Here is a 6510-nt window from a genome sequence, read left to right on the forward strand (position 1 = left end):
CCGCCGTCGATGCGCACGGCCACGACGATCACGCTCATGACGCCGCTCCGGCCGACGAGGCGCACGCCCCGGTCGAGACTGTCCATCATCACGACGACGATCACCCCGCCGCCTCGCACCACGAGGCCGTCGCTCATGACGCCCATGCGAGCCATGACGACCACGCCCACGAGGTCCACGCCGACGCGCATGTGACCCCCGCCGAGGCCGCGGTCGCCGGAAGCGCCGCCGCCGCCGCCGCGTCTTCGAAACAGCCGGTCTGGAGCGACTCGGGCGACGCCCCGTTCGAGGACGTCGACGCCACGCCCGTCTATGCCCGCGGCGGCAAGAGCCGCAAGAAGGCCAAATCGGGCGGCGGCAACGAGACCTTCGAGATCGTCAAGACGATCTTCTTCGCCCTGTTGATCGCCCTCGTGCTGCGGGTGCTGCTGTTCCAGCCCTTCACCATCCCGTCGGCGTCGATGGAGCCCAACCTCTACGAGGGCGACTACATCGTCGTTTCGAAGTGGAGCTACGGCTATTCGAAACACGCCATCCCGTTCAGCCCGCCGGTGTTCGAGGGCCGCCTCTTCGCCCAGCAGCCCGAGCGCGGCGACATCGTCGTGTTCAAGCTGCCGCGCGACAACCGGACCGACTACATCAAGCGCCTGGTCGGCCTGCCCGGCGACCGGGTGCAGATGATCAACAACGTCCTGCACATCAACGGCGAGCCGGTGCGCGACGTGGTCGTCAGCGGCGAGGACGCGACCAATATGTACGGCATGCCGGTCATCACGGCCCGCGAGACCCTGCCCGGCGGCAAGACCTTCACCATCCAGGACTTCGGCCCCGGCAACCAGGCCGACGACACGCCGGTGTTCGAGGTGCCCGAGGGCTACTATTTCATGATGGGCGACAACCGGGACAACTCGGTCGACAGCCGCTACGGCCCCAACGAAAACGGGGTCGGTCTGGTGCCGGCCGAAAACCTGATCGGCAAGGCCGAGATCATCCTGTTCTCGTGGTCCCCCGGCGCGTCGCTGTGGAACCCCGTCAGCTGGTTCTCGAAGGTCCGTCCGAGCCGGTTCTTCACCGTCCTGAACTGATGGCGGCTGACCGGCGGGCGCAGGCTGTCGCGGCGCTGGCGCGCAACCTCGGCCACGACTTCCGTGATCCGTCCCTGCTCGATCAGGCCCTGACCCACGCCAGCGTGGGGGAGGGGGCGGAACGCGACGCCCGCGGCCGGCCTTTCCTCGACAACCAGCGGATGGAGTTCCTCGGCGACCGGGTCCTCGGCCTGCTGGTCGCCGACCGGCTGATGCGCGACCGGCCCAACGCCGACGAGGGCGAGATGTCGTCCCTGCTGCATGCGCTGGTCGACAAGGCGACCTGCGCCCGGGCCGCCGAGTCGCTGGGCGTCGGCGACGCCATGCGGCTGTCGCCCGGCGAGGCCAAACAGGGCGGCCGCCGTCGCGAGGGCATGCTAGGCGACGCCATGGAGGCGATCCTGGCCGCCGCCTGGCTGGACGGCGGCATCGACGCCGCCCGCGTCGTGTTCGAGCGCGCCTGGGCCGCCGAACTGGCCGCGCCGCCGCGCAGGTCGCTGACCAATCCGAAATCGGCCCTGCAGGAATGGGCGCTGGGGCAGGGGAAACCCCTGCCGACCTACCGGATCGTCGAGCGCACCGGCTCGGATCACGCCCCGACATTCACCGTCGAAGCCAGCGTAGCCGGATATCCGCCCTTGACCGCGCAGGGCCGTTCGCGTCAGGACGCGGAGAAGGCGGCCGCCGTCGGCCTGCTGCAGCGTGAAGGCGTGATTTGACCGAACCCCAAAACCAGCGTGCCGGCTTCGCCGCCATCATCGGCGCGCCCAACGCGGGCAAGTCCACGCTGGTCAATCGCCTGACCGGAACCAAGGTCTCGATCGTCACCCAGAAGGTCCAGACCACCCGTTTCCCCGTGCGCGGCATCGCCATGGAAGGCGACGCCCAGATCGTGCTGGTCGACACGCCCGGGATCTTCACTCCGCGGCGCCGGCTGGATCGCGCCATGGTCGCCTCGGCCTGGGGCGGGGCCGACGACGCCGACGTGGTCGTGCACCTGATCGACGCGGCCTCGCACATCGCCGCCGAGGGCAAGGAGGGCCAGGCGGCCGACCGGCGCTCGGCCGAGGACACCGAGACCATCATCGCCGCGCTCAAGGCCGCGGGGAAACAGGTCATCCTGGCCCTGAACAAGATCGACGGCATGCGCCGCGACACCCTGCTGGCCCTGTCGCAGCGGCTGTTCGAAACCGGCGTCTATTCCGAGGTCTATATGATCTCGGCCCTCAGCGGCGACGGCGTCGACGACCTGAAGAAGCGCCTCGCCCGGGCCATGCCCCCCGGGCCGTGGCTGTATCCGGAAGACCAGTCCGCCGACGTGCCGATGCGCGTCCTGGCCGCCGAGATCACCCGCGAGAAGGTCTATCTGCGCGTCCACGAGGAACTGCCCTATTCGGCGGCGGTGGAGACCACAGCCTTTGAGGACCGGCCCGACGGCTCGGCCCGCATCGAACAGACCATCTATGTCGAGCGCGAAAGCCAGCGGCCCATCGTGCTGGGCAAGGGCGGACAGACGCTGAAATGGATCGGCCAGAAATCGCGCGAGGAGCTGATGGAGCTGCTCGACCGCCCTGTGCATCTGTTCCTGACGGTCAAGGTCGACCCGAAATGGCAGGACAGCCGCGCCCTCTACGCCCAGTTCGGGCTGGATTACGACGTCTAGGCGGGTGTTCCACGTCCCCAGACACTCGGGCGGCCATCCCCGCCTGGCGATGGCCGTCCTCGCCGCCCTGTTCATTCTCGCCGCCGGCCTGGTCGCCTGGGCGACCGTCCGGCCCGTGCCGGAAGCCCCGGCCCCGGAACCCCTGCCGCCGCGGCCGCCGCTGGTCGTGGTCCAGGACCTGCCGCAACTGACCGAACAGCTGGAGCGCTGGGGCGGTTCGGGCGCCTTCACCGGCGGGGTGCTGGTGGCCAGGGGCGACCAGGTGTTGTTCCGCCAGGTCTATGGCGAGGCCGACCGCAGCCTCGGCCAGCCGCTGGCGCTGGATTCCCGCTTCCGCCTCGCCTCGGTCAGCAAACAGTTCACCGCCGCCGCCATCCTGCGCCTGCAGGACGAGGGCGTGCTGTCGGTCGATGACCCCTTATGCCGCTGGGTCGATCCCTGTCCGGAAGCCTGGGCGCCGATCCGGCTGCACCACCTGCTGTCGCACACCTCGGGGGTGCCCGACCTGATGGCCCGTCCCGGCTGGGGCGTCCGCCGGGTCACCGCCGCCACGCCGGACGAATTGACTGCCGAGTCAGCGCAGTACCGCCTGCAGTTCCCACCGGGAACGAAGATTCGCTACAACAACGCCGCCTACAACCTGCTCGGCCATGTGGTGCAGCAGGCCAGCGGTCTGCCGTTGCGGGACTATCTGCGGGACGCCTTCTTCGCGCCGCTCGGCATGGCCGACACCGGCTATGAGGACGACGCCTCCGGCGTGGTCATGGGCTACGCCAACCTGGGCGGTCCGCCTTCGCCGCAGCCGAACCACAACGTCAGCATCATCTTCGCGGCCGGGGCCCTGTATTCGACGCTCGACGATCTGCTGGTCTGGAACCGCGCCCTCCACGGCGGCGGGCTGCTGAGCCCGGAGAGCTATGCGCAGATGATCGCCGACCACGCCCCGGCCGACACCCCCGACGAACGGGGCCGTCCGCGCCGCGACTGGGGCTACGGCCTGTTCACCAACAGTCTGGGACGGCAGGTGCGGCCCGACTTTCTTGATCGCCAGATCTACCACACCGGCAGCTGGTCAGGCTTCCGCAACCTGATCACCCACCAGCCGGACGGGGACGTGACGGTGATCGTGCTGTCGAACAATTTCCATCAGCGCGAGGCGGTCTTCCTGCTGTCCCAGCAGGGCATGGCCGAGGCGCTGGGGCGGCCGTTCCCGACCGCCATGAACCGCTAGCCGCGGTCGCCTCAGGGCCGCATCGAGCCGGTGTCGACGAACCGCTGGTGCCAGGACAGGGCCTCGTTCAGCAGGGTCGGGGACTGCAGGCCGTAGGATCCCTTCATCGCCCGGTCGTAATAGTCCTTCAGGGCGTCGCGATAGTCGGGGTGGGCGCAGTTGGGGATGATCACCGCCGCGCGCTGCTTGGGCGACAGGCCGCGCAGGTCGGCCAGGCCCTGTTCAGTGACGAGGACCTGGACGTCCTGGGTGATGTGATCGACATGGCTGGCGTGGGGGACGATGGCCGAGATCTTGCCGCCCTTGGCCGTCGACGGGGTCATGAATATGGACAGGAAGGCGTTGCGGGCGAAGTCGCCCGACCCGCCGATGCCGTTCTGCATCCGCGACCCCATGATGTGGGTCGAATTGACGTTGCCGTAGATGTCGGCCTCGATCAGGCCGTTCATGGCGATGCAGCCGAGTCGGCGGATCAGTTCGGGATGGTTCGATATCTCCTGCGGCCGCAGGATGATCCGGTCCCGGAATTCGGCCATCCGTTCGTTCAGGTCGGCCGCCGCCTCCGGGCTCAGCGAGAAGGCGGTGGCCGAGGCGACCCTGAGCTTGCCGCTGTCCAGCAGGTCCAGCATGCCGTCCTGGATGACCTCGGTATAGGCGGTCAGGTCCTCGAACGGGGCGTCGATCAGGCCGGTCAGAACGGCGTTGGCGATATTGCCGACCCCGGACTGCAGCGGCAGCAGGGAGGCCGGCAGCCGGCCGACCTTCACCTCATGCGACAGGAATTCCAGCAGGTGGCCGGCGATCGCCACGGCCGCCTCGTTCGGCGGCGCGAACGGCGCGTTGCGGTCGGGCGCATGGGTCTCGACCACGGCGACGACCTTGGCCGGATCACAGCGGAAGGTCGGCTGGCCGATGCGGTCGTCGGCGCGCACCAGCGGAATCGGCACGCGGCCCGGCGGCAGGGCGGTGCCGTAGTAGATGTCGTGCATCCCCTCCAGCGCCGGGTTCTGCCAGGAGTTGACCTCGAGGATCACCTGATCGGCCCGGTCCAGCCAGGTCTTGTTGTTGCCGACCGAGGAGGACGGGATCAGGGTTCCATCCTCGCGGATGCCCGAGACCTCGATCACCGCCGTCTCCAGCGGTCCGAGGAAGCCCTGCCACGCCATCGGCGCCACCTGGCTCAGGTGCATGTCGAGATATTCCATCTCGCCGCGATTGATCTTCTCGCGGGCGATGGGGTCGGAGTTGTAGGGCAGGCGGAATTCGATGCCGTCCGCCTCGGCGAGCGCGCCGTCCAGCTCCGGCCCGGTCGAGGCGCCGGTCCAGACCTTGAGCCGGAACGGGGCGCCCCGGGCATGTTCGGCCTTGATGCGGGCGGCGAGGGCCGGGGCGATGAGCTTGGGATAGCCCGCGCCGGTGAAGCCGCTCATGCCCACCGTGCTGTTCGGCGGGATCAGGGCGGCGGCATCCTCCGCGCTCATGATCTTCGACTGCAGGGCGGCGGAGCGGATGCGTGCGGAGGTCATGGACCCGATCTATGCCCCGGACTCCGTGGTGACCAGCCCGGAAGACTGCGTAGACCGGCGGGCCTTCAGCCCTCGCGCGCCCAGCGCTCGCGCCGCGCCAGCTCGGCCTCGCTCGGCTCTGTTTCTTCGAACGTGCCCGTCGGCGGCGGCTGGTCGGTCCGCTCGTATGTGTGGGCTGCCACGCCCGACCCGTTCTGGCGGGTCTTCGTCAGCGACCAGGCCCGGGGCCGCGAGCCGCCGTCGAACACCCGCTTGCCCTTGCCCAGGATGATGGGGAAGGTCAGCAGGGTCAGCTGGTCGATCAGGTCGTGGGCCAGCAGGGTGTGGATCACCTCGCTCGATCCCTGGATCAGCAGGTCGCGGCCTTCCGTGGCCTTCAGCGCGCGCACCGCCTCGGCGAGGTCGCCCTCCAGCCTGTGGCTGCGGGACCAGGTCAGGGGCGTCTCCGGTCCGGCCGCGACGTATTTGTCGATGGCGTTGAAGGTGCGGGCCATCTCGTCGTCGCGGTACGGCCAGTAGCCGGCGAAGATCTCATAGGTCCGGCGGCCCAGCAGCAGGTCGTAGTCCCGGCCCATGGCCTCGTCCATCAGCCCGCCCGCCGCCTCGTCGAAGAAGGGCCAGACCCAGCCCCCGAAGGCGAAGCCGCCGGTCGTGTCCTCGGTGGGGCCGCCGGGCGCCTGCATGACGCCGTCGAGACTGACGAAGGTGGCGGTTCTGATCCTGCGCATGGTCGCTACTCCTTCTTCGGGGCCTTGGTCGAGTCGCCGAGGTCGGCGTTCAGATCGAGGGCGGCGCGGGTCAGGGCGGTGACGATCTCCGGATCGATGACGTCGCCCTCCACGAGGCTGAGCGACGCCATCTCGTACTGGCCGCCGGGCTTCAGCCGCGGCTCCAGATCGCGCAGCCGCTGGCCGCGCCAGAAGCCCAGCAGCACCCGCCGGCCCTCGGCCCGTATCAGGGCGACCGGACCGTTCGACAGGTAGACGAGATGACCCCATTTGATCA

At 69.2% G+C, this 6510-nt stretch carries 8 protein-coding genes; 4 read left to right on the plus strand and 4 right to left on the minus strand.

The annotated features are described in order from the left end of the window. Positions 1 to 191, minus strand: a 191-nt coding sequence (locus RDU12_RS10935) for a hypothetical protein (protein ID WP_308684611.1), incomplete at its 3' end; no start/stop codon positions are given. Here RDU12_RS10935 and lepB point away from each other — a divergent pair. From lepB to RDU12_RS10955, 4 genes are read left to right on the plus strand one after another with little or no spacing between them, the layout of a single operon-like run. Next, positions 192 to 1085, plus strand: a complete 894-nt coding sequence (gene lepB, locus RDU12_RS10940; protein ID WP_300293455.1) for a signal peptidase I — start codon at positions 192 to 194, stop codon at positions 1083 to 1085. Next, on the plus strand, positions 1085 to 1804 hold the full coding sequence (gene rnc / locus RDU12_RS10945) for a ribonuclease III (RefSeq protein ID WP_308684612.1): 720 nt from the start codon (positions 1085 to 1087) through the stop codon (positions 1802 to 1804). The genes lepB and rnc overlap by 1 nt, the downstream gene beginning before the upstream one ends. Further along, complete coding sequence (gene era, locus RDU12_RS10950; protein WP_308684613.1) at positions 1801 to 2748, plus strand: GTPase Era; 948 nt, start codon at positions 1801 to 1803, stop codon at positions 2746 to 2748. Before rnc ends, era begins: the two co-directional genes overlap by 4 nt. Positions 2749 to 2797: 49 nt before the next feature. Then, complete coding sequence (locus RDU12_RS10955; RefSeq protein WP_308684614.1) at positions 2798 to 3979, plus strand: serine hydrolase domain-containing protein; 1182 nt, start codon at positions 2798 to 2800, stop codon at positions 3977 to 3979. 11 nt (positions 3980 to 3990) lie between these two features. Here RDU12_RS10955 and RDU12_RS10960 read toward each other — a convergent pair whose 3' ends face one another. The 3 genes from RDU12_RS10960 to RDU12_RS10970 form a co-directional block, all read right to left on the minus strand. Then, positions 3991 to 5505: an acetyl-CoA hydrolase/transferase family protein gene (locus RDU12_RS10960; RefSeq protein WP_300290605.1), complete on the minus strand. Its 1515-nt coding sequence runs from the start codon at positions 5503 to 5505 to the stop codon at positions 3991 to 3993. Positions 5506 to 5570: 65 nt separating this feature from the next. Beyond that, positions 5571 to 6233, minus strand: a complete 663-nt coding sequence (locus RDU12_RS10965) for a dihydrofolate reductase family protein (protein ID WP_300290603.1) — start codon at positions 6231 to 6233, stop codon at positions 5571 to 5573. A 5-nt stretch (positions 6234 to 6238) separates the two neighbouring features. Next, positions 6239 to 6510: DUF1801 domain-containing protein (locus RDU12_RS10970; RefSeq protein WP_308684615.1), on the minus strand; the 272-nt coding region annotated here is incomplete at its 5' end.

The sequence above is a fragment of the Brevundimonas sp. genome (assembly GCF_031082345.1).
GTDB lineage: Bacteria > Pseudomonadota > Alphaproteobacteria > Caulobacterales > Caulobacteraceae > Brevundimonas.